General features: G+C 66.4%; 20 protein-coding genes and 1 pseudogene. 10 read left to right on the plus strand and 11 right to left on the minus strand.

Annotated features, from left to right (window positions below; genetic code table 11):
- Positions 1–148: 148 nt before the first annotated feature.
- Together AB4Z46_RS21775 and AB4Z46_RS21780 are read right to left on the minus strand one after the other, a co-directional pair.
- The gene (locus tag AB4Z46_RS21775; RefSeq protein WP_442285624.1) at positions 149–616 is read right to left on the minus strand and encodes a hypothetical protein; all 468 of its coding nucleotides are present in this window, start codon (positions 614–616) and stop codon (positions 149–151) included.
- Positions 617–635: 19 nt separating this feature from the next.
- Positions 636–1,439 (minus strand): DUF2092 domain-containing protein, encoded by an 804-nt coding sequence (locus AB4Z46_RS21780; protein ID WP_442285625.1) that lies wholly within the window; start codon positions 1,437–1,439, stop codon positions 636–638.
- 403 nt (positions 1,440–1,842) lie between these two features.
- On the opposite strand from AB4Z46_RS21780, the pseudogene AB4Z46_RS21785 reads away from it, so the two are divergent.
- The 4 genes and pseudogenes from AB4Z46_RS21785 to AB4Z46_RS21800 form a co-directional block, all read left to right on the plus strand.
- Positions 1,843–2,145, plus strand: a pseudogene (locus tag AB4Z46_RS21785) (hypothetical protein); the annotation flags it as partial.
- Positions 2,146–2,384: 239 nt separating this feature from the next.
- Positions 2,385–2,864, plus strand: coding sequence for an aminoacyl-tRNA deacylase (locus AB4Z46_RS21790; protein WP_442285626.1), 480 nt, complete (start codon positions 2,385–2,387; stop codon positions 2,862–2,864).
- 31 nt (positions 2,865–2,895) lie between these two features.
- The gene (locus tag AB4Z46_RS21795) at positions 2,896–3,636 is read left to right on the plus strand and encodes a Mut7-C RNAse domain-containing protein (protein WP_442285627.1); all 741 of its coding nucleotides are present in this window, start codon (positions 2,896–2,898) and stop codon (positions 3,634–3,636) included.
- Between the two features lie 84 nt (positions 3,637–3,720).
- Positions 3,721–5,283 carry an FAD-dependent monooxygenase gene (locus AB4Z46_RS21800; protein ID WP_442285628.1) on the plus strand — a complete coding sequence of 521 codons (1,563 nt, stop codon included), beginning with the start codon at positions 3,721–3,723 and terminating at the stop codon, positions 5,281–5,283.
- 35 nt (positions 5,284–5,318) lie between these two features.
- Here AB4Z46_RS21800 and AB4Z46_RS21805 read toward each other — a convergent pair whose 3' ends face one another.
- The 4 genes from AB4Z46_RS21805 to AB4Z46_RS21820 are packed head-to-tail and all read right to left on the minus strand — an operon-like array spanning position 5,319 to position 8,668.
- The gene (locus AB4Z46_RS21805; protein ID WP_442285629.1) at positions 5,319–6,323 is read right to left on the minus strand and encodes a Bug family tripartite tricarboxylate transporter substrate binding protein; all 1,005 of its coding nucleotides are present in this window, start codon (positions 6,321–6,323) and stop codon (positions 5,319–5,321) included.
- Between the two features lie 13 nt (positions 6,324–6,336).
- A complete protein-coding gene (locus tag AB4Z46_RS21810; protein ID WP_442285630.1) occupies positions 6,337–7,518 on the minus strand; it encodes a 4-hydroxybenzoate 3-monooxygenase in 1,182 nt (393 codons plus the stop codon).
- Entirely contained in the window at positions 7,515–8,354 is an 840-nt protein-coding gene (locus AB4Z46_RS21815) for a class III extradiol dioxygenase family protein (RefSeq protein WP_442285631.1), read from the minus strand. Before AB4Z46_RS21815 ends, AB4Z46_RS21810 begins: the two co-directional genes overlap by 4 nt.
- Positions 8,354–8,668: a protocatechuate 3,4-dioxygenase gene (locus AB4Z46_RS21820; protein WP_442285632.1), complete on the minus strand. Its 315-nt coding sequence runs from the start codon at positions 8,666–8,668 to the stop codon at positions 8,354–8,356. Before AB4Z46_RS21820 ends, AB4Z46_RS21815 begins: the two co-directional genes overlap by 1 nt.
- Positions 8,669–8,830: 162 nt before the next feature.
- Between AB4Z46_RS21820 and AB4Z46_RS21825 the strand changes: the two genes are divergently transcribed.
- Complete coding sequence (locus AB4Z46_RS21825; protein ID WP_442285633.1) at positions 8,831–9,367, plus strand: MarR family winged helix-turn-helix transcriptional regulator; 537 nt, start codon at positions 8,831–8,833, stop codon at positions 9,365–9,367.
- A 53-nt stretch (positions 9,368–9,420) separates the two neighbouring features.
- Here the strand turns inward: AB4Z46_RS21825 and AB4Z46_RS21830 are convergent, their stop codons facing one another.
- Positions 9,421–10,623 (minus strand): hypothetical protein, encoded by a 1,203-nt coding sequence (locus AB4Z46_RS21830; protein WP_442285634.1) that lies wholly within the window; start codon positions 10,621–10,623, stop codon positions 9,421–9,423.
- Positions 10,624–10,885: 262 nt separating this feature from the next.
- Here AB4Z46_RS21830 and AB4Z46_RS21835 point away from each other — a divergent pair, with 262 nt between their 5' ends.
- The 5 genes from AB4Z46_RS21835 to AB4Z46_RS21855 all read left to right on the plus strand — a co-directional run bounded on the left by AB4Z46_RS21835 (position 10,886) and on the right by AB4Z46_RS21855 (position 15,653).
- Entirely contained in the window at positions 10,886–12,292 is a 1,407-nt protein-coding gene (locus AB4Z46_RS21835; RefSeq protein ID WP_442285635.1) for a DUF3300 domain-containing protein, read from the plus strand.
- Positions 12,293–12,307: 15 nt separating this feature from the next.
- The gene (locus AB4Z46_RS21840; RefSeq protein WP_442285636.1) at positions 12,308–13,207 is read left to right on the plus strand and encodes a DUF2950 domain-containing protein; all 900 of its coding nucleotides are present in this window, start codon (positions 12,308–12,310) and stop codon (positions 13,205–13,207) included.
- Between the two features lie 130 nt (positions 13,208–13,337).
- Positions 13,338–13,901 carry a BPSL1445 family SYLF domain-containing lipoprotein gene (locus AB4Z46_RS21845; protein ID WP_442285637.1) on the plus strand — a complete coding sequence of 188 codons (564 nt, stop codon included), beginning with the start codon at positions 13,338–13,340 and terminating at the stop codon, positions 13,899–13,901.
- A 78-nt stretch (positions 13,902–13,979) separates the two neighbouring features.
- Positions 13,980–15,074 carry a calcium/proton exchanger gene (gene cax, locus AB4Z46_RS21850; protein WP_442285638.1) on the plus strand — a complete coding sequence of 365 codons (1,095 nt, stop codon included), beginning with the start codon at positions 13,980–13,982 and terminating at the stop codon, positions 15,072–15,074.
- Between the two features lie 81 nt (positions 15,075–15,155).
- Complete coding sequence (locus AB4Z46_RS21855; RefSeq protein WP_442285639.1) at positions 15,156–15,653, plus strand: flavodoxin family protein; 498 nt, start codon at positions 15,156–15,158, stop codon at positions 15,651–15,653.
- 16 nt (positions 15,654–15,669) lie between these two features.
- On the opposite strand, the gene AB4Z46_RS21860 is transcribed toward AB4Z46_RS21855, so the two are convergent.
- The 4 genes from AB4Z46_RS21860 to AB4Z46_RS21875 are packed head-to-tail and all read right to left on the minus strand — an operon-like array spanning position 15,670 to position 18,973.
- Entirely contained in the window at positions 15,670–16,437 is a 768-nt protein-coding gene (locus AB4Z46_RS21860) for an SDR family oxidoreductase (RefSeq protein ID WP_442285739.1), read from the minus strand.
- Positions 16,438–16,448: 11 nt separating this feature from the next.
- Positions 16,449–17,450 carry an ABC transporter substrate-binding protein gene (locus tag AB4Z46_RS21865; protein WP_442285640.1) on the minus strand — a complete coding sequence of 334 codons (1,002 nt, stop codon included), beginning with the start codon at positions 17,448–17,450 and terminating at the stop codon, positions 16,449–16,451.
- 12 nt (positions 17,451–17,462) lie between these two features.
- On the minus strand, positions 17,463–18,230 hold the full coding sequence (locus AB4Z46_RS21870) for an ABC transporter permease (protein WP_442285641.1): 768 nt from the start codon (positions 18,228–18,230) through the stop codon (positions 17,463–17,465).
- Positions 18,227–18,973 (minus strand): ABC transporter ATP-binding protein, encoded by a 747-nt coding sequence (locus AB4Z46_RS21875; protein ID WP_442285642.1) that lies wholly within the window; start codon positions 18,971–18,973, stop codon positions 18,227–18,229. Before AB4Z46_RS21875 ends, AB4Z46_RS21870 begins: the two co-directional genes overlap by 4 nt.
- Positions 18,974–18,977: the final 4 nt, after the last annotated feature.

The following is an 18,977-nucleotide window of genomic DNA, read 5'->3' on the forward strand; positions in this document are numbered from 1 at the left end:
TGGGAGTCCTCGCACAAGATCGACCTGAGCGATGCGGGCCTGCTGCGCGACCTGCAGAAGCGCCAGCTCGATCCGCATCAGCTGGTGCTCGACGGCAGCAACGAGGCGCACAAGGACAAGCCGGACAAGCACAAGGCGAAGGGCTGAGCTATGGCGCCGGCACGACTTCGTAGTAGACGCCGCTGGATCCGAAATAGGGCTTGTACCAGGTCTGGCCGACCTGGTAGTAGTGGGTCCCGTTGACGACCATGTCCCTCGCTCCACCAGGCACCTGCGACACCTGGGTGCCGATCGGCAAACTGGGGTGGACCACATAGGCGGGCTGCGGGACCACGATGGTCGCGGGCTGTTGGACCACGACCGTGGCGGGGCGTGCCGCTGTCGCGACCGCGGCGCCCACCGCCATTCCGGCGACCGCACCGGCGGCGGCACCGCAGCCGTAGCAGCCGGAGGGGCGGTAATAGGGATGATCGTAGGGACGGTGCGCGCCGCCGACCGCAACCGCTCCGCCGCGCCAGCCGCCCGCAGCGGCGACCCATGCATTCGCAGAAGACAAGGGAGCGAGCGTGCCTGCCACGATCGCGACGCTGAAGACGAAAGTCTTGATTTGCTTCATCACATTGCCCTTTGCGTGATCACTTGACCTGATCGGTCTGCTTGAACTCGATCTTCGCCGCACCCTTGGGGATTGACGCGTTGAATGTCTGCGACGCAACGGGTGCGTCGAGCTTCCAATCGGAGAACTCCACGGTGAACGTCGGCTGGCGATCGCCGCTCCGGTAGGAAACGACCATCAGGCGCGGCAGCTTGTCCTTGGCACCGATCCAGACTTCCCAGTCCAGTCCCTCGGCAGTGAATGCCAGGTGATCCGTCTTGACTCCGCCGACGATCGACTGACCGACCCAGAACGCGCTCAAAAGATCTTTCGTCAGGAACACATAGGGGTCCGGAACGAGAATATCCAGAAACGGCCTCGTGGCGTCGGACCCCGGCTGCTCGCTTGTCATGAGCGCTTCGATGGCGCCGCCCGCCGCCTCGCGTTGCGCATAGAACTTGCGGTCCACGCCTATGGCGGTCACCGTCTTGCCGTCGTAGACGATGTCGCTCGGAAACAGATCTCCACGCGCTGCCACGAACAGCTTGTCGGGCCGTTGCATCACCACGCGCGAAGAAGCGAACAGGCTGACGTATTGCCCGGTCGGAGAGGGCGTCGGGACGATACCCCGTATCTTGAAACCAAGGGTTCTTGCACCGGCCAGCGTGTCACTCATGGCCTTGAGCAGGCCGAGGGCGCGTTCGTCCTTGAACGCCTTCGTGGGTGCTGCGGCTGGCGCGGATGCCTCTTGGGCCAGTGCAACGCGATGGGATCCCAGCAGCGCCGAAGCCGCCAGCAAGGCGTAGCCAAGCCGATGACTGATTCTTTTCAGATTGAGGTTCATTCAAATATTCCAGAACTGGTTGAGACCCACGTGACTTGCCAGAAAGTCCTCGAAGGTCCGCTTTGCGGGCCCCCTGAATGAGCCATTGCGCCGATCCTGTCGCAAGGGTCACCAAGTGATGGACGCAGGCTTTCGTCATCGACGACCGCTGGATCGACAGCGATGCCGATGCTCACCGTGGGGCAACAAGTACTCTGACTGCCTGCGAACCCGCCGTCTACTGCCCTTTAGGGAAGGTGTGCATGGGCATGCCGCCGGCCTGTCCAAGCGCTAGCGTCGGCAGGGTGAACAGGCCCTAGATCAATCCCAGTTCGCGCGCCCGCGTCACAGCCTGCATGCGGTTCTTCACGCTCAGCTTGCCGTTGATGCGACGAAGATGGCTATCCACCGTGTTTGAACAGCCGGACGCGTCGTCGCGCTGGTAGGGGTGACGCTGGCCGCCGGCGTCGTCACCTGGGCTTTCTCGCCCATCAAGTTCCAGGCCGACATGGGAATTCTGCTGACCTTCATGTTCCTCTGGAACATGGTCGGCGCCCTCGTGCTCATCCCGGCACTCTCGCACTTCCTGCTCAACGACCGCCACATCCAGCGCGCCGTGCCCATCGAACGGCGTGCGGCCGCCGAACCCTCCGGCGCCGCCCGGGCTTTCGCCGCGGCAGAGCATTCCGGCCAGGCGCCACGTAGCGGTCCGCCCACGCCCGCGTGACAGGTGCGGCCCGCTTGGTCGACCCTGGCGTTGGTAACCATTTGCGTCGGGCACCGTACAAGGTGCGATGCATGCACCTTGAGGCATCCCGCCGTACAGGGTGGGCGGGGGTTGACCGATATTCGCGCCCGCCCCGGGCGGACGCGTTCCTGGAACACGACGGATTTGCGATCCGGCGCCGGCGGGAGCAAACTCACGGGACGGCGACCCTGCCGTGTTTGCGCGCAAGGAGGATTGCCATGTCCATTCCTTCCCATCTGTCCAGCTATCTCGACCAGCGTGGCGCACGCTATGAGGTCTCCATGCACGGACACAGCCATAGCAGCCTGGAGACCGCCCGCTGCGCCAACGTCAGCCCGGGCCAACTGGCCAAATCGGTCATCCTCGAGGACGAAGACGGCTGCGTGATGGCCGTTGTTCCCGCCGACAGGATGGTCATGCTCGGCGAGTTTTCGCGCTTCGTCGGTCGCCACAGGCTGAAGCTGGCCGGCGAGGCCCGTATCGCAGCGCTGTTCGATGACTGCGACCCCGGCGCGATACCGCCAGTCGGAATGGCATGGGGGATGCCGACCATCGTCGATGACGAACTCGAATCCAATGACGTCGTCTACATGGAAGGAGGCGATCACGAGCGGCTGCTGCGGATGTCGCACGAGCAGTTCCATGCGCTGATGCGTGCCCAGCCGCACGGGAGCTTCTCCAGGACCCCGGAGCTCTGAAGGCGCCTGACGGGCGCGCTGACCGGCAGTGATGGTCACGGCGACCTTCCGCTTCTACGAGGAACTGAACGACTTCCTGGCGCGTGAGCGGCGAGGGCGCGAGTTCTCCTGCCCGTGCGCGCGCATGGCGACCACCAAGCACATGATCGAGGCGCTCGGCGTTCCGCATACCGAGGTCGAACTGGTGCTGGTCAACGGCGGGTCGGTCGGCTTCGAGACCTTGCTGCACGACGGCGACCGGGTCGCAGTCTTTCCGCAGTTCGAAGCCCTCGACATCACGCCGCTGCTGCGCGTTCGCGAGCGCGCATTGCGCGTGACCTGCTTCGTCGCGGACGCGCACCTGGGAGGCCTCGCGCACCTGCTGCGCATGACCGGGTTCGACACGCTGTACGACAACCAATTCCGCGACGAGGAGATCGAGCGAATCGCCGGCGCGCAAGGACGCATCGTGCTGACGAGAGATCGAGAGCTGCTCAAGCGCCGGGGCATCACGCATGGATGCTACGTGCATGCGTTGCGGTCTGCGCAACAGTTGCGCGAGGTCTTTGATCGACTCGACCTTGCGCGTGGCGCGCGGCCGTTCACGCGATGCCTGGAATGCAACACGCCCTTGCACGAGATCGACAAGTCGTTGGTCGCCTCGACCTTGCCGTGGATGGTGCGCGAGCGCTACCAGCGTTTCAGCACCTGCGATACATGCCGGCGCGTCTTCTGGGAGGGTTCGCATTGGCAGCGGATGCGCGCCATGGTGGACGAGTTGGTGTCTCGATGAAAGCGGAGGGTGGGCGCGACCGCGACCTTCGGGCGCTCGATGGCTATCTCGCCAGATGAATCAGCAAGAGTAGAGGAGACCGCCATGGATTGCGATGTCCTGATCGTCGGCGCCGGACCCACCGGACTGATGCTTGCCAACCAGCTCGGCCGGCGCGGAATTCGCCCGCTGATCGTCGACCGGCACGCGGGGCCCTCGCAGCAGACCCGCGCGCTCGGCGTCCAGGCGCGCACGCTGGAGATCTACGCCCATCTCGGCATCGCCGAGCGCGCCATCGAGCTCGGCAAGCGCGGCACGGGCGCCAACCTGTGGGCCGAGGGGCAGATGATGGCGCGCGTGCCACTGAGCGAGGCCGGCAGGCACGTGACGCCGTACCCCTACATCCTGATCCTCGGCCAGGACGACAACGAGCGGCTCATGGGCCACAGGTTGAAGGACTGGGACCTGGCGGTGCAGTGGAACACCGAGATGGTCGCGCTCGCGCAGGAGCCCGGCCACGTGACGGCGACGCTGCGCGACGCCGACGGCACGACCCGCCGTGTCGACGCCACCTGGGTGGCCGGCTGCGACGGCGCGCGCAGCGCGGTGCGCGAGCTGAACGGCATCGGCTTCCCCGGCGCGCCCTACGAGCACGTGTTCTTCGTCGCCGACGTCGAGATGACGGGCGGCATGGTGCCGGACGAGGTCAACGTGTATCTGTGGAAGAGCGGCTTCCACCTGCTCTTCCCGATGCGCGGCAAGAACCACTGGCGCATCGTCGGCATCCTGCCGCCCGAGCTGCGCGGCAAGGACGACGCGCGTTTCGAGGAGGTGGTTCCCTCGCTGCACGCCGAGGCCGGCGCCGGCCTGTCCTTTCAGGCCTGCAGCTGGTTCTCCACCTACCGCATCCACCACCGCAGCGCATCGCGCTTCCGCGATCGCCGCTGCTTCCTGCTCGGTGACGCGGCCCACGTCCACAGCCCGGTGGGCGCGCAGGGGATGAACACCGGCCTGCAGGATGCCTACAACCTGGCATGGAAGCTCGCCCTGGTGATCGAGGGCGAGGCCGGCGACACGCTGCTCGACTCCTACGAGGCCGAGCGCCTCCCGGTCGCGCGGCGCCTGCTCGAAACCACCGACCGCGGTTTCAGGCTGGCGGTCTCCGACGCACCGATCGCTGGCCTGGTTCGCACGCGCGTGCTGGCCCGCTTCGCCGCCTTCGCGATGGGCCGCGAGCGGGTGCAGCAGATGGCGTTTCGCACCGTTTCGCAGATCGGCATCCACTACCGCGAAGGGCCGCTGGCGACCTCGCTGGGCGAACTCCCGGCCGAGGCCCCGCATGCGGGCGATCGCTTTCCGTGGCTGCAGCTGCGCTTCGATGCCAACGGACCCGTCGAGGATGTGTTCGAGCGACTGGAAGACACGCACTTCCACCTGATCGTGTTCGGACAGGCCTTGCCGGCCGAGCCGTTGCCGGACTTCGGCCGCCTGCTGCACGTCCATGTCCTGCCGGCGGGCGCCGCGAACGATGCCGAACTGGAGCGCCACCACATCCCGCAGCCCGCGTTCTATCTGCTGCGGCCCGACGGCTACATCGGGCTCTGCGGCCGGCGCCTGGAGGCCGCCGCGGTGGCGCGCTATGGCGCGGAGCGATTGAGGCTGGGCTGACGGCCCTGTCGGAGCGCCGGTGCCGGCCGGCCTGCTCAGTCCGCCTTGATATGGCGCGCCTTGATGATCGCCGCGTAGCGCTTGCTGTCGTCGCTCAGCACCGTGCGAAACTCCGCCGGACTGACCGGCGTGGGTTCGGCGCCGAGACTGTCGATCACCGCTCGCACGGCCGGCGTCGCCAGCGCCTTGTCGATCTCCCGATTCAAGCGGCCGACGATCTCGGGCGGCGTGCCGGCCGGGACATAGAAGCCATGCGTGGTGCCGGCGTCCAGGCCCTTCAGCCCGGCCTCGTCGAGCGTGGGCACGTCCGGGAACAGCGCCGAGCGCTTCATCCCGGCCACGCCGATCATCCTCAGCTTGCCCGCACGCACCTGGCTGATGGCGATGCCGGGGTCGAAGTAGTAGTCGACCTGTCCACCCAGAAGGTCCTGCAGCGCCGGCGCTGCGCCCTTGTAGGGCACGTGGACCGTGGAGATGCCGGCCTGGCTGTTCAACATCTCGGCCGCGAGATGCGGGCCGGTGCCGTTGCCTGCCGAACCATACGAGAGCTTGCCCGGATTGGCCTTGGCATAGGCAATGAACTCCGCGACATTCCTGACCGGGATCTCGGGCCGGACGACCAGAAACAGCACCATGCGCGAAGCGCCCGCCACCGGCACCAGGTCCTTCATGGGCGCGAAGGACAGCTTGTCGTAGATGTGAGGATTGATCGCCACGGTGCTCCCGGCCGACATGAGCACCGTGTAGCCGTCGGGGGCCGCCTTGGCCACCGCGTCGGCACCGATGTTGCCGCTCGCGCCGACCTTGTTCTCTACCACGACCGGTTGCCCGAGCGCCTCGTACAGCGGGATGGCGATCGCCCGCCCCACGACGTCCGGCGAGCTTCCGGGGGGAAAGTTGACGATGAGGCGGATTGGCTTGCTCGGCCAGGGCGCGGGCGATTGCGCCAACGCGGCGGGCGCGGCACCGGCAAGCATGGCGATGGCGGACAGCGTGGCCAAGGCATGGCGGCGGGTGCGTCGTTGAACGGGTTTCTGCATGGTCGGATTCCGTTCATGCCTCTACGGGCAGGCCGGTGAAGTTCTCGGAGAACTGAAGGCGTCCGGCGGGGGTGCCGGTCATGTAGTCGAGGTCTGCGCGTTTCAGGCGCCGCGTGAAATCGCTGTCGCCGGAGAACTGATGAACCATGGTGCACAGCCCGGCAGCGAAGCGATGCACCAGCCACATGCGCTTCAGGCAGGTCTGCGAATAGCGTCCCAGCGCGCCGTCGTCCGAACGCTTGTAGTACGCCGTCAGCGCCCGGCCCAGTACCTTGACATCGGCCATCGCGGAGTTCAGCCCCTTGGCGCCGGTGGGCGGCACGATGTGCGCCGAATCGCCGGCCAGGAACAGGCGGCCGTGCTGCATCGGTTCGGACTGGAAGCTGCGCATTGCGGTCACGCCCTTCTGGGTGATCCGCCCCTCGTTGATGGGAGGCATGCCGGGCACGTCCAGGCGCTTGTGCAACTCGGACCAGATGCGGTCGTCGGACCAGTTGTCCGGGTGTTCGTCCGGTGCGCATTGAAGATACAGGCGCGTCACGCTCGGAGAGCGGATGCTCTGCATCGCGAATCCGCCTTCGTCGCAGCCCCAGACCACTTCGTTCGTTGCAGGTGCCGATTCCGAGAGGATGCCCAGCCAGCCGAACGGGTACACGCGGTCGTACCCCTTGAGCACGCCGGGAGGCATCGCGCTGCGGCTGATGCCGCGAAATCCGTCACAGCCGACCACGAAATCGCAACGCAGTTCGCGAGGCGAGCCGTCCCGCTGGAAATGCAGCACGGGTTGGGGCGTGTCGATGCCTTCGATGCGCTCGACCGGCGTGTCGAAGAGCATTTCGGCGCCCGAGCGCAGCCGCGCGGCCATCAGGTCGGCAACGACCTCATGCTGCGGATACACCCACGCGCGGCGCCCTCCCGTGGCCTGGTGGAAATCGATGCGATGCGATGCGCCGCCGAAGCGGAAATCGATCGCGTGCTGCTCCAGGCCCACGCTCGCGATGCGATCTCCGAGGCCGAACTCCCTGAGCATCTCGACGGTGCCGTGTTCCAGCACGCCGGCGCGCAGGCGACCCTGCACATGCTCGCGCCCGGCGCGTTCGACGATGACCGATTCGATGCCTTCCAGATGAAGCATGTGCGAGAGCATCAACCCCGCCGGACCCGCTCCGACGATACCTACCTGTGTCCGGTTCATGCCTGCTCCTCCAGCGTGATCAGGCCCATGCCGGTCGTCATCGGTGCGTAGTAGTTGCGGTGCATCCGCCGCACCTTGCCCGACAGCGCGCCGCGCATGACAAGCCACATGATCAGCTCGATTCCCTCGACGCCGAACTTCTCCATCAGTTCCTGGTGCGTGAGCTGCAGCAGGCTTTCGGGATCGGACTCGATGCGATCCAGGAAATCCAGATCGTTGTCGCGGTGCATGGCACCGAACTCGCTGCCGGTCAGCTGGTGCGACATGCCGCCGGTGCCGATGATCGCCACGCGGATGTCGGGCTCGAAGGATGCGACGGCGCGCCGGATCGCCTGCCCCAAGCGATGGCAGCGGCGCGCAGTCGGCAGTGGATGCTGCAGCACGTTCACGGCGATCGGGATGGTGGGCACGGGCCAGCTGTCGCCATGCTCGAAGCACAGGTGCATCGGCACCAGAAAGCCGTGCTCCACGCGCATTTCCTGGCAGACGGTGATGTCGAATTCGTCGTACACCAGCGAACGACACAGGTGTTGCGAGAACTCCAGGTCGCCCGGAATTGCAGGCAGAGGCCGCACGCCGAAGCCTTCGTCGGCGATGCCGTAGCTGTCCGCGCAGCCGACGGCAAAGGTCGGGTACTTGTCGAAGAAGAAGTCGGCGCCGTGATCGTTGTAGACCATGATGGCGACATCGATCTTCATCTCCCGCAGCCAGGCACGCACCGGCACGTAGGCGTCGAAGAGCGGCTTCCAGGCCGGCGTGGTGTCGCGACCCCGGTCGTAGGCGCCGCCGATGGAAGGCACGTGGGAAGTCCCGATGCCCGCAACGATGTGTCCCATCAGACGGCCTCTCTCTGGTTGCGGGTGGACAGGAATTGCTCGTAGCTCTCGCCGCGCATCTGAGCGCCCATGTGGTAGAGCCCGTTGCGCGTCACCACGCCCAGCTTGATCAGAAAGTAGATGTTGCCGCCGGCGGCCAGCAGGCCCGGGAAGTCGCGCCTGCGCACCAGCTCCTTTTCGGCGTCGGTCAGCGAATAGGCCGCCATGAAGGCCTCTTCGTCCTGCGCGTAGGCGTCGCGCTGGTGCGCCTGCGACAGCGCATTGCACATCTTGTTGATGCGGTAGCCCCGCCACGATGTGCTTAAATCAAACACGTCGGAGCCCGCTATCCTGGCGCCCCGCTCAAGCTGCTGAATCGTCACTGATCGCCCTTTCGGTATGGATGTGCGGGCGAGTCTAGGAGTCGATGCGGTAGTTCTTCTATACAACTATCCGTTCGGAATCGGTTCGAGGTTCCGTGCGAAGGCCTTGCCGTCATGTCGTTCGCCCAGCCCGTCGTCGTCGAAGACCTCCTGAACTACAAGCTCAACCGCCTGATGGCGAGCAGCGGCTCGATGGTGACAAGGCTGTGCGAAGGCCGCTACGGCATCACCCGGCGCGAATGGCGACTGATCTGCATCCTTGCGTCGCAGGACGCCATGTCCCCGTCGGCGCTGGCGCAACGCGCCCATCTCAGCCGCGCGAGAATCTCTCGGCACATTGCCGACCTGACCGAGAAGAAGCTGATGTCGCGCCAGGCGGTGCCCACCGACAAGCGGCGCTGGGAGGTTTCGCTGACCGCCAGCGGTCGAAGCATTCACGACGAGCTGTTTCCGCAGTCGGTGAAGTTCAACAACATGGTGCTCAAGGCGCTGTCCCCCGCCGAGATTCGGCAATTCGATGCCGCATTGAAAAAGCTCACCGACGTGGCGGATGCGTTGAGCGCCTCGGTTGTGCTGGAAGAAAAGGCCGATCGCCGCCATGGAGGGAGCCGTCGCTTCTCTCGCGCCGCATTCGACGATCGTTTGTGGTGAAGCATCGCACCACCGCTGTCGGTGGCGTTCTGCCTGCGCCCCCGATGCTCGCCTCAAGGCCTGAACCAGCTATTGCCTATCACCAGATACACGGCCGTGGTTCCCGGACTGTGGGCCACGTCGATGCCCACATCCAGCCCGAACTTGCGAGCCAGCTCGTAGCGAAAACCGACGCCGCCGCTGCCCACGTTCTGGGTGGTGGAAAAATTGTCACCGGTGCTTCGTGTTGTTCCTCCCCCGGCGAATGCGACGCCGCTCCAACGGTCGATCAACCGCCAGCGCGCTTCCACTTCGAGGGAGGCCACTTGATCGCCCTGGTATCGCATTGCGGGGACGCCACGCAGTTGGACGAACGGCCGCAGGAAGAACGGGGTGCCGTTGGAAGACCATGCATAGTTTCCGCGCGCGCCGAGCGTGACGCCATGCGCCAGCGGCTGCCAGCCCATCACGACCTGCTGGAACCGCTCGAAATCATCGGTCGAACCCAAGGCTTCGCGTGATGCGAGCCAGGACGTTTCGGCGTAGACGCCACGTGTGGGCGTGAAAATGTTGTCCCTCGTGTCGTATTCGAGGATGGCGGTCGGCGCGGAAATCTTGACGCGGGCAGTTTCGGCGAGACCGGGAGGCTGAGGCTCCTCACGAAGCTTCGGATCCACATCGGCAAACACGTAGCGCATCCCGATCGCCCACGGCGACTTGGGCGCCAGCTGCCAGTTGGCCTGCGCGACGGCGCCGGAGAACTGCAGCGAGTAGCGCACCTTCTGGTTCAATGATGGGAGGCCGGGGCCAAGGCCGTAGAAATCCAGATTGACCTGGCCCGTCGCGGCACCGACCAGCGTGCGCAAGCGCCCGTCCATCCAGCGGCTCGCGTCACCTGCGAACGCACCCTTCGTCCCGTTCTCTGTGGCGAACGCCCCGATGCCGGAGATGTCAGGGCGCGCCCACCCTTCGTCGCCGGCTTCCTTTCGTGGCCGCAGGAACATTCCGGCGGCGCCGCCTCCGTAGCCGACGGCAGGCTCCGTCACGACGATCGGGATCGGCAGGAAACCCCGGGGGTTCTCGAGGAAGCTGCTCAAGTCGAACTGTCCGCTCTCAGGATCGAAGAACCGTCCGCGACCTTGCCGCGCGGGGTCCTTCACCGTCTGTGGAGAGACAGCCACGTCCGGCTGCAATGGCTCGGAGGAGACCTGTGCGTCCACTCCCGCCGAGGCGCCGACGGCAAGCACATGAAGAAGAGCGCGCGGCAGCAAGCGCATCGTCGAAATGTCCAGATGGGTGCGGTGATGACTCGGCGACGGATCGTTCCGATTGGAACAGAGTGCCAGGACGCGGTCGAGATGCAACACCTCGACGAAAGCGAAATCTCAGGGTACAACGCAGCACTTGGCCCCCGCTTGCCGTGATCGCAGGCCTGGCCGACCTGCCCAACGACAGGAGATGAATATGAGGAGTGGACGGCCTGACGCCCCCGAGCTTCCTTTCATTCCGGCGCCCCCTGTTGGAGCGGCGCGCATCGGCATGCGCCGGTCTCCCGCGCCTTTGCTTCCATCCGCATTGGCACTCGCGGCGCTGCTCGGCGGATGCGCCTATCCCGTGCCGGTTGCGGTGCAGCAACCAGCGACCGTCACGACCACCACCACGACGACCACCACACCAAGACCTTCGGGCACCGCCACGACGGTGCCCACGGCCCCCGCGGCGGACGGCACATTCAATCAGGCCCAGATCGACCAGATGATGGCTCCCATCGCGCTGTATCCGGATTCGCTGTTGTCGCAGGTGCTGATGGCGTCGACCTATCCCGCCGACGTGGCTGACGCCGCGAAGTGGTCGAAGGCCAATCCTCAGCAATCCGGAGACGCCGCCGTGCGCGCCGTCGAGAATCAGCCTTGGGATCCGAGCGTGAAATCGCTGGTGGCTTTCCCGCAGGTGCTGCAGACCATGGGCGACAAGCCCGACTGGGTGCAGAACCTGGGCGACGCCTTCCTTGCGTCATCGAAGGACGTGCTCGACTCCGCCCAGCGACTGCGTGCCCGGGCGCGCGACAGCGGCAACCTGAAGACGACCGAGCAGCAGACTGTGACCGTCCAGCAAGAGGCGATCACCATCGAGCCGGCCAACCCGCAGACCGTCTACGTCCCCCTCTACAACCCGGCGGTGGTGTACGGCACCTGGCCCTATCCCGCCTACCCGCCGTACTACTGGTACCCGCCGGCGATGTACTACCCCGGGTACTACCCCGGCGCGGCACTGGCCACGGGCATCGCCTTCGGAATAGGGGTGGCGGCCGTGGGTGCACTCTGGGGCAATTGCAATTGGGGCGGTGGCGACGTCAATATCAACACGAACCGCTACAACAGCATCAACACCAACCGGCAACTCAACGCCAATCAGACCCGCTTCCAGCACAACGCGCAGAACCGGCGCGGCGTGCCCTACCGCGACAGCCGAAGCCAGCAGCAGTTCGGCAAGAACATGCCGGGTGCGGAGAATCGCGCCGACTTCCGCGGGCGCGACGCACAGCGGCAGCAGGCGCAGTCGGCCCTGCAGCAACGCGGCATGGACCCGGGCGCCGGACGCGATCAGTTGCGCAACGATCCGGCCACCCGCCAGCGCGCCGACGCAGCCGCGCGAGGCCAAGGAGGGTTCGGCGGCAACGAGGGCCTGTCGCGCGTAGGCGCGCGCGGCGGCGCAGGTGGTGAGAACGCCTTCAGCGGCATCGGCGATGCCGGGCAAGCGCGCCAGCAGATGGACCGCGGCAACGCCAGCCGGCAGATGTCGCAGCACTCGGGCGGTCGCGGCAGCTATGGCGGCAGCGGGTTCAGCGGTGGAGGCAGCCGCGGTGGATATAGCGGTGGCTACAGCGGTGGCGGGGGCCGCGCAGGCGGCGGAGGGCGTGGTGGCGGCCGCGGAGGCCGCCGATAGACAAAGGAGCACTCCATGCACACGCCCAATTGCCGAACCTCTGCACGGCTCGCAGCCGCCGCGCTGATTGCCGTTGCGCCCCTGCTGGTCCCCGGCCGCGCAGGGGCACAGCAGCCCTATCCCAGCGCCGAGGCGGCCGCCCAGGCCTTCCACGATGCTGTGTCCCGCGATGACTCCGTGGCGCTTCGCAAGGTGCTGGGGGCCGATTGGAAGCGCTTCGTGCCGACCGACGAGATCGGCCGTGCCGACCTGCAAGCCTTTCTCGCCGCCTGGGACAAGGCGCACCAGGTCGTGGCGTCCGGCCAGGACAAGGCCGTGCTGGCCGTCGGCGACGGCGGCTGGACGTTGCCCATTCCACTGGTCATGAAGGGTGGCACCTGGCGCTTCGATCCGCGAGCGGGCGCAGACGAGATGCGCACGCGGCGCATCGGCCGCAACGAACTGGCCGCCATGCAGGCGGTGCTGGCCTACGTCGACGCGCAAAGGGAATATGCCCAGCGCGATCGCGACGGCGACGGCGTGCTCTCGTACGCGCGCAAGTTCGCGAGCACACCGGGGCAGCGTGACGGCCTGTACTGGACCGAGGACGCACAGGGCGAGAGTCCGTTGGGACCGCGTTTCGGCGACGTGAAGGCCGGCGAGGGCTACCACGGCTACCACTACAAGATCCTGAGTGCACAGGGCAAGGATGCACCGGGCGGCGCCTACGACTACATCATCGGCAATCGCATGCGCGCCGGCTTCGCCCTGGTCGCCTGGCCGGTTCGGTACGGGGACACCGGCGTGACCAGTTTCATGATCAGTCACGAGGGCGTGCTCTACCAGAGCGACCTGGGACCAGGCAGCGCTGCGATCGCGCGAGAGATGAAGACTTTCAACCCGGACTCGACCTGGAGCAAGGTGGATGCGCCTTGATGTGACTTGGCGCGTTGCCCGTGCGCGGCGTGCAACTGTTCTTGATGTTCACTCAGGCGAAGGCCCGGTGGCTTGACCCTTTCGATCAGGGGCGCACAATGGCCCGCCAAGCAACTGCAGGAGAAGTGTCATGGACAAGCGATCTTTCTTGGCAGGCGGACTTCTGGCCGTGCTCGCAGCGGCATGTAGCACCACCTCCCCCTCGGGCGGCGATCCAGCGGCCAAGCGCACCAGCATCGACGCATCGGTCGACAGTGCACTGTCCAAGCTCTACGCCCAGGCGCCGGGCTCGCGTGAGATGACGGGAAAGGCCAAGGGGGTGCTGGTGTTCCCCTCGGTGGTCTCGGCCGGGCTGGGCGTGGGCGGCTCCTACGGCCAGGGTGCGCTGCGCGTCGGCGGCAGGACCGATGGCTACTACAGCACCACCGCGGCATCGGTCGGCCTGCTGGCCGGCGCCGACTCCAAGGCCGTCTACGTGCTCTTCATGACCCAGGAGTCGCTGGACAAGTTTCGTGCAAGCAAGGGCTGGACCGCCGGCGCCGATGCCTCGGTCACCATGATCAAGGTTGGCGCCTCTGCGGCCGTCGATACTCAGACGATGCAGCAACCCGTCGTGGGATATGCCCTGAGCAATGCCGGCCTGATGGCCAACCTCAGCCTCGACGGCACCAAGGTCAGCAAACTCGACCTTTGATCTCTTGCGGCGCTTCGGCCGCCAGGCACCAGATCTGACCTGGATCAGGGCGATATCAACAATCGGCCAGGCGCGCCCATGAGACCACTTTTCCGGGAAATCCGCCACAACCCACTGCTGTGGCTGCTGGCGTTCGTGCCGGTGGTATTCGTGACCGCAAGGCTCAAGCCCGAAGCCCACACCTTGCTCTTCGTGCTGTCCGTGCTCGCCATCGTGCCGCTGGCGGCGTTGCTGAGTCACGCCACTGAATCCGTGGCGGCCAAGACGGGCGATGCCGCGGGCGGGCTGCTCAACGCCACCCTGGGAAACCTGACCGAACTGGTCATTGCACTCACTGCCTTGAGGGCTGGACAAATCATGCTGGTGAAGGCGTCCATTGCCGGCGCGATCGTCACCAACACGCTGTTCATGTTGGGCGCGTCGTTCCTGCTCGGCGGACTCAAGCACCACGTTCAGGAATTCAACCGGGTCAGCGCCCGGATGCAGGCCGGCCTGCTCTTCCTGGCCACGGTCGCGTTGCTGATTCCTTCGGCGATGATCACGGCCGACTCGGCGACGGCTGCGTTCACGCAGACGCTGAGCGCGGGCTTGGCGGTGTTGCTCATCGTGGCCTACGCACTGGGCATGCTGTTCTCGCTGAAGACGCACCGCGAGTTGTTTGCCAGCACGGCACATGATGACGACGGCGAATCGCCCTGGCCCATCGGGCTGGCCCTGGCCACCCTGGCCGGCGTGACGGTGCTCGTGGCGCTGGTCAGCGAAGTCTTCGTCGAGTCGGTGCAGAAGGCGGCCGATGCGTTCGGAATGACTCCCGCGTTCGTGGGCTTCATCGTCGTGTCGCTGGTGGGAGGGGCCGCGGAAATGAGTTCGGCTTTTTCCGGCGCGCGCAAGAACCGCCTCGACCTGAGCGTTGGCATTGCCTTGGGCAGTGCGTCGCAGATCGCGCTTTTCGTGGCGCCGGCGCTGGTACTGCTGAGCTACTTCATCGCGCCGACGCCCATGGATCTTCAGTTCTGGCCGGGCGCCGTGGTGATGGTGATCATCGCCACCCTCACGGCGGTGTTGGTCACCAACAGTGGGCGCTCGGCGTGGTTCGTCGGTGTGTTGATACTGATGGTCTATCTGATCTTTGCCATGACGCTCTACCTGATGCCACCCAGGGCAATGGAATGAATGTGCATCCGGGAGACCTACGCCAGGGATAAGGACGACTGTGTTCGCCCGTCTTCGGGCGGGACCGCTATGCTGGGCGGCATGACTCCCAAGACGCTGCTCGTGGTCTATCACTCCATGACCGGCGGCACCGCGCAGATGGCGCAGGCCGCCGCCGAAGGCGCGCGCGACGAACCCGACGTGCGTGTGCGTCTTCTGCATGCGCCGGAGGTCCGGCCCGACGATGTGCTGGACGCTGACGGCTACGTGTTCGCCACGCCCGAAAACCTCGCCGCGATGGCCGGCCTGATGAAGGACTTCTTCGACCGCTGCTACTACGCCGCGCTCGACCGCGTGAACGGCCGGCCCTACGCCACGCTGGTGTGCGCCGGCAGCGACGGCCAGAACGCCGCGCGGCAGATCGACCGCATTGCCACCGGCTGGCGGCTACGCTGCGTCGCGCCGACCTTGATCGTGTGCACCCACGCGCAGACGCCCGAGGCCATCTTGCGGCCCAAGCAGATCGGCGCCGAAGACCTCGCGCAATGCCGGGAGCTCGGCGCCGCGCTGGCCGCGGGACTGGCGCTCGGCGTGTATTGATGCCTGCCGGAAATCTTCATTTCATGACCAGGCCGCCGTCGACGAACAGCACCTGGCCCGTCATGAAGCGGCTCCATTCGGAAGCGAGAAACAGCACCGGGCCGGCAACGTCCTCGGGCCGCGCGATCCGTCGCAGCGGGGTGGCGGCGATCAGCGACTCGCKGAACTCTTCCCGGGTCGCGCTGCTGGCCTGCGTCGGGTAGACCAGGCCAGGGGCGACGCAGTTGACTCGGATGCCGAGCGGCCCCAGTTCGGCGGCCAGGTTGCGGCTGAAGCCGACCAGCGCCGACTTGGCGGTCGTGTAGTCGTGGTACGGAATCACCGGCCGTTCGACCAGGTCGCTGACGATGTTGACGATGCTGCCCTGGGCGCGTTGCCTGAAGTGCGGCAGCACCGCCCGGCAGACGTTGTATGCGCTGCCGACGGCGCCATCGAACTGCCCCTGGTAGTCCGCCCACGCCATGTCGTCGAACAAGGTACGGCGCTGCGGGTCGAATGAATACGGCCGGAAGGCGTTGTTGACCACCACATCGATGCGACCCATCTCGTCCAGGGCCTGTGCCACCATGGCCTGCACGGCCGTTGCCGAGTTGACGTCGGCCTTCACCGCCCAGGCGTCGCCACCGGCCGCCTTGCAGTGCGCGACCACCTCGGCGGCCGCGGCGTCGTTGCTCAGGTGGTTGACCAGCACCGTCGCGCCTTCGCTGGCGAAGGCCTGCGCGATCGCGGCGCCGATGCCGCGGCTCGCACCGGTCACCAGCACCACCTTGCCGTCGAACTTCATGGCGTCCGCCTTCATCGCGCGGGCAGCAGGTCCGTGCCGACGACGTCGGAGACCTTGATGTCGCGCTCGATCAGGCCGAGTTTGCGGTAGGCATCCGCGGCCTTCTGCAGCGACTCCAGGTCGAAGGCGCCAAGACCGTTCTTTGCGGTGATGGGCGACACGGTGGCGGCATTGCGCAGGCGGATCACTTCCAGGTTGGTGGGGCGGTCGGTGCCGTCGATGGCGTATTTCATGGCCAGGCCGGCCGCTTCCTCGGGGTTGGCGATCATCCAGGCCGCGCTCTCGCGATAGGCCTTCAGGAACCGCTTGAGCAACGGCTTCTTCTGCTGGTAGACCTGTTCCCGGACCACGAACAGGTCGCTCGACACGTTCAGGTAGTTGCGCACCTCCATCACGTTGACGTCGCCGATCCCCTTGCGCTTGCCCACCAGCAAGCCGGTGTCGGTGGCAGCGGTGGCATCGACCTGGCCTTGCAGCAGCGGCGCGAAGTTCAGCAGCCCGGTGACGACGATGGTGACGTCGGATTCGGACAGCCCGGCCTGGTGCAGCAGCACCAGCAGGTTCTGGCGGGTGCCGCTGGACAGGCTGTAGACACCGATCTTCTTGCCCTTGAGGTCGGCCGGCCGGGTGATGTTGGCGGACTTGAGCGAGACCACGTTGAAGACGCTCTGCGGGTAGATGTCGTAGATCGCCCGCAGCTTCTCGCCCTTGTCGAGGGCCGAGAAGAACGCGCCCGGATCGGTGAAGGCCACGTCCGCCTGGCCCGTGAGGATGTTGCGGATCGCGTCGCCGCCGCCGGCGCCCGGCACGTAGGCCAGATCGATCCCGCTGGCCTTGAAGATGCCCTTGTCGGGCTCGACCAGCAGGTGCGTGATTTCGGTGATCGGCTTGCTCCAGCCGGCCACGGTGATCTTTTCGAGTGGGTCGCCGGCGTTCGCTCCGCCGGCAGCGGCCAAAGTGAAAAGCGCTGCGGTTGCCAGCAGTGCGCGGCGGCGTGCGGTGGGTTTGTTCAAGGTCGTTTCCCCTCAGGAAGTTCGGGTGTAGGGCCGCAGCAGTCGTTTCTCGACTGCGAGCGTGATTTGGTAGAGCAGCAGGCCGAGCGCGGCGATGACCACCAGCACGGCGAACATCAGCGGCGTGTCCATCATTCCCTGCGAGGCGATGATCAGCGCGCCGAGCCCCTGGCTGGCGCCGATGAACTCGCCGACCACCGCGCCGACCAGCGCGAGCACCACCGCCACCCGCAGGCCCGCCAGGATGCCGGGCAGGCCGGCCGGCAGCTTCAGGCGCAGCAGGGTCTGGCGCCGCGTGGCGCCCAGCATCCGGAACAGTTCCAGCCGTTGCGGGTCGACCTGCTGCAGGCTGGTCACGGTGTTTTCCATCAACGGAAAGAAGCAGATGAGCGCCGTCATCACCACTGTCGAGGTCATGCCGAAGCCGAACCACACGATAAAAAGCGGCGCCAGCGCCAGTTTGGGGATGACCTGGCTGATCACGACATAGGGCTTGAGCACGCGCTGCAGCAGCGCCGACTCGGCCATCACCACGCCGCTCGCGAAACCGATCAGGCAGCCGGCGGACAGCCCGAGCACCAGCTCGAGGCCGGTCGTGCGGATGTGGGGCCACAGGTAGCCGGTGGACAGGCCCATCCAGAGCGACTTCAGCACCGCCGAAGGCGCCGGCAGGACCAGGGCCGAAACGCCGGAGGCGCGCGACGCCAGCTCCCAGCCAGCGAGCAAGGCGAGCAGCAGGGCGCAGGAACAGAGCCGGATGCGTGCGGAGGTCGACTTCATGCCGTCGCCAGGTCCATCGCATCGCGCACTTGCTCGCAATGCAGGTTGAAGGCCGCGCCGTACCGTATCGCCGGCGCGCGGGGTTTGCTCAGCGCGACGCGGATGTCCTGGACGATCCGGCCGCGGTCCATCACCGCGACCCGGTCGCCCAGATACACCGCCTCGGCGATGTCGTGCGTCACGAACAGGACGGTGGTGCGGCGCAGGCGGCACATCTGCAGCAGGTCGTCCTGCAGTTCGCCGCGCGTGATCGCGTCCAGCGCGGCAAAGGGCTCGTCCAGCAGCAGCAACGCCGGCTCGAGGATCAATGCGCGCGCCAGGGCCACGCGGCTCTGCTGGCCACCCGACAGCTGCCGGGGGTAATGCTGCGCATGGGCCGACAGGCCCAGCAGCGTCAGCAACTGCTGCGCCTTGTCGATCTCCTGTGCGGTGGGCTTGTGTTGCAGCGACACCGGCAGCAGCACGTTGTCGATCACGCGATGCCACTCGAGCAGGGTGGGCGACTGGAACACGAAGCCGAGTCGCGGGCCGGGCGCGACCACCTCCTTGCCCTGCAGCCGGATGCTGCCCGTGTGGGGATGCAGCAGGCCCGCGGCGAGCTTGAGCAGGGTCGTCTTGCCGCAGCCGCTGCGCCCGACCAGGCAATGGAACTCGCCTTCGGCGACGGTCCAGTCGACGCTGCGCACCACCGGCGGCCAGCCGGGGTAGGTGAAGCCCACCTTGTCGATGTCGAGGAAGCTCACGGCC

Source organism: Variovorax sp. M-6, assembly GCF_052114385.1.
Lineage (GTDB): Bacteria > Pseudomonadota > Gammaproteobacteria > Burkholderiales > Burkholderiaceae_C > Variovorax.

Excerpts from the sequence above, each read along its gene's own strand:
- AB4Z46_RS21775 (WP_442285624.1), bottom strand. The coding sequence starts at position 616 with ATGAAGCAAATCAAGACTTTCGTCTTCAGCGTCGCGATCGTGGCAGGC.
- AB4Z46_RS21780 (WP_442285625.1), bottom strand. The coding sequence starts at position 1,439 with ATGAACCTCAATCTGAAAAGAATCAGTCATCGGCTTGGCTACGCCTTG.
- AB4Z46_RS21790 (WP_442285626.1), top strand. The coding sequence starts at position 2,385 with ATGTCCATTCCTTCCCATCTGTCCAGCTATCTCGACCAGCGTGGCGCA.
- AB4Z46_RS21795 (WP_442285627.1), top strand. The coding sequence starts at position 2,896 with ATGGTCACGGCGACCTTCCGCTTCTACGAGGAACTGAACGACTTCCTG.
- AB4Z46_RS21800 (WP_442285628.1), top strand. The coding sequence starts at position 3,721 with ATGGATTGCGATGTCCTGATCGTCGGCGCCGGACCCACCGGACTGATG.
- AB4Z46_RS21805 (WP_442285629.1), bottom strand. The coding sequence starts at position 6,323 with ATGCAGAAACCCGTTCAACGACGCACCCGCCGCCATGCCTTGGCCACG.
- AB4Z46_RS21810 (WP_442285630.1), bottom strand. The coding sequence starts at position 7,518 with ATGAACCGGACACAGGTAGGTATCGTCGGAGCGGGTCCGGCGGGGTTG.
- AB4Z46_RS21815 (WP_442285631.1), bottom strand. The coding sequence starts at position 8,354 with ATGGGACACATCGTTGCGGGCATCGGGACTTCCCACGTGCCTTCCATC.
- AB4Z46_RS21825 (WP_442285633.1), top strand. The coding sequence starts at position 8,831 with ATGTCGTTCGCCCAGCCCGTCGTCGTCGAAGACCTCCTGAACTACAAG.
- AB4Z46_RS21830 (WP_442285634.1), bottom strand. The coding sequence starts at position 10,623 with ATGCGCTTGCTGCCGCGCGCTCTTCTTCATGTGCTTGCCGTCGGCGCC.
- AB4Z46_RS21835 (WP_442285635.1), top strand. The coding sequence starts at position 10,886 with ATGCGCCGGTCTCCCGCGCCTTTGCTTCCATCCGCATTGGCACTCGCG.
- AB4Z46_RS21840 (WP_442285636.1), top strand. The coding sequence starts at position 12,308 with ATGCACACGCCCAATTGCCGAACCTCTGCACGGCTCGCAGCCGCCGCG.
- AB4Z46_RS21845 (WP_442285637.1), top strand. The coding sequence starts at position 13,338 with ATGGACAAGCGATCTTTCTTGGCAGGCGGACTTCTGGCCGTGCTCGCA.
- cax (WP_442285638.1), top strand. The coding sequence starts at position 13,980 with ATGAGACCACTTTTCCGGGAAATCCGCCACAACCCACTGCTGTGGCTG.
- AB4Z46_RS21855 (WP_442285639.1), top strand. The coding sequence starts at position 15,156 with ATGACTCCCAAGACGCTGCTCGTGGTCTATCACTCCATGACCGGCGGC.
- AB4Z46_RS21870 (WP_442285641.1), bottom strand. The coding sequence starts at position 18,230 with ATGAAGTCGACCTCCGCACGCATCCGGCTCTGTTCCTGCGCCCTGCTG.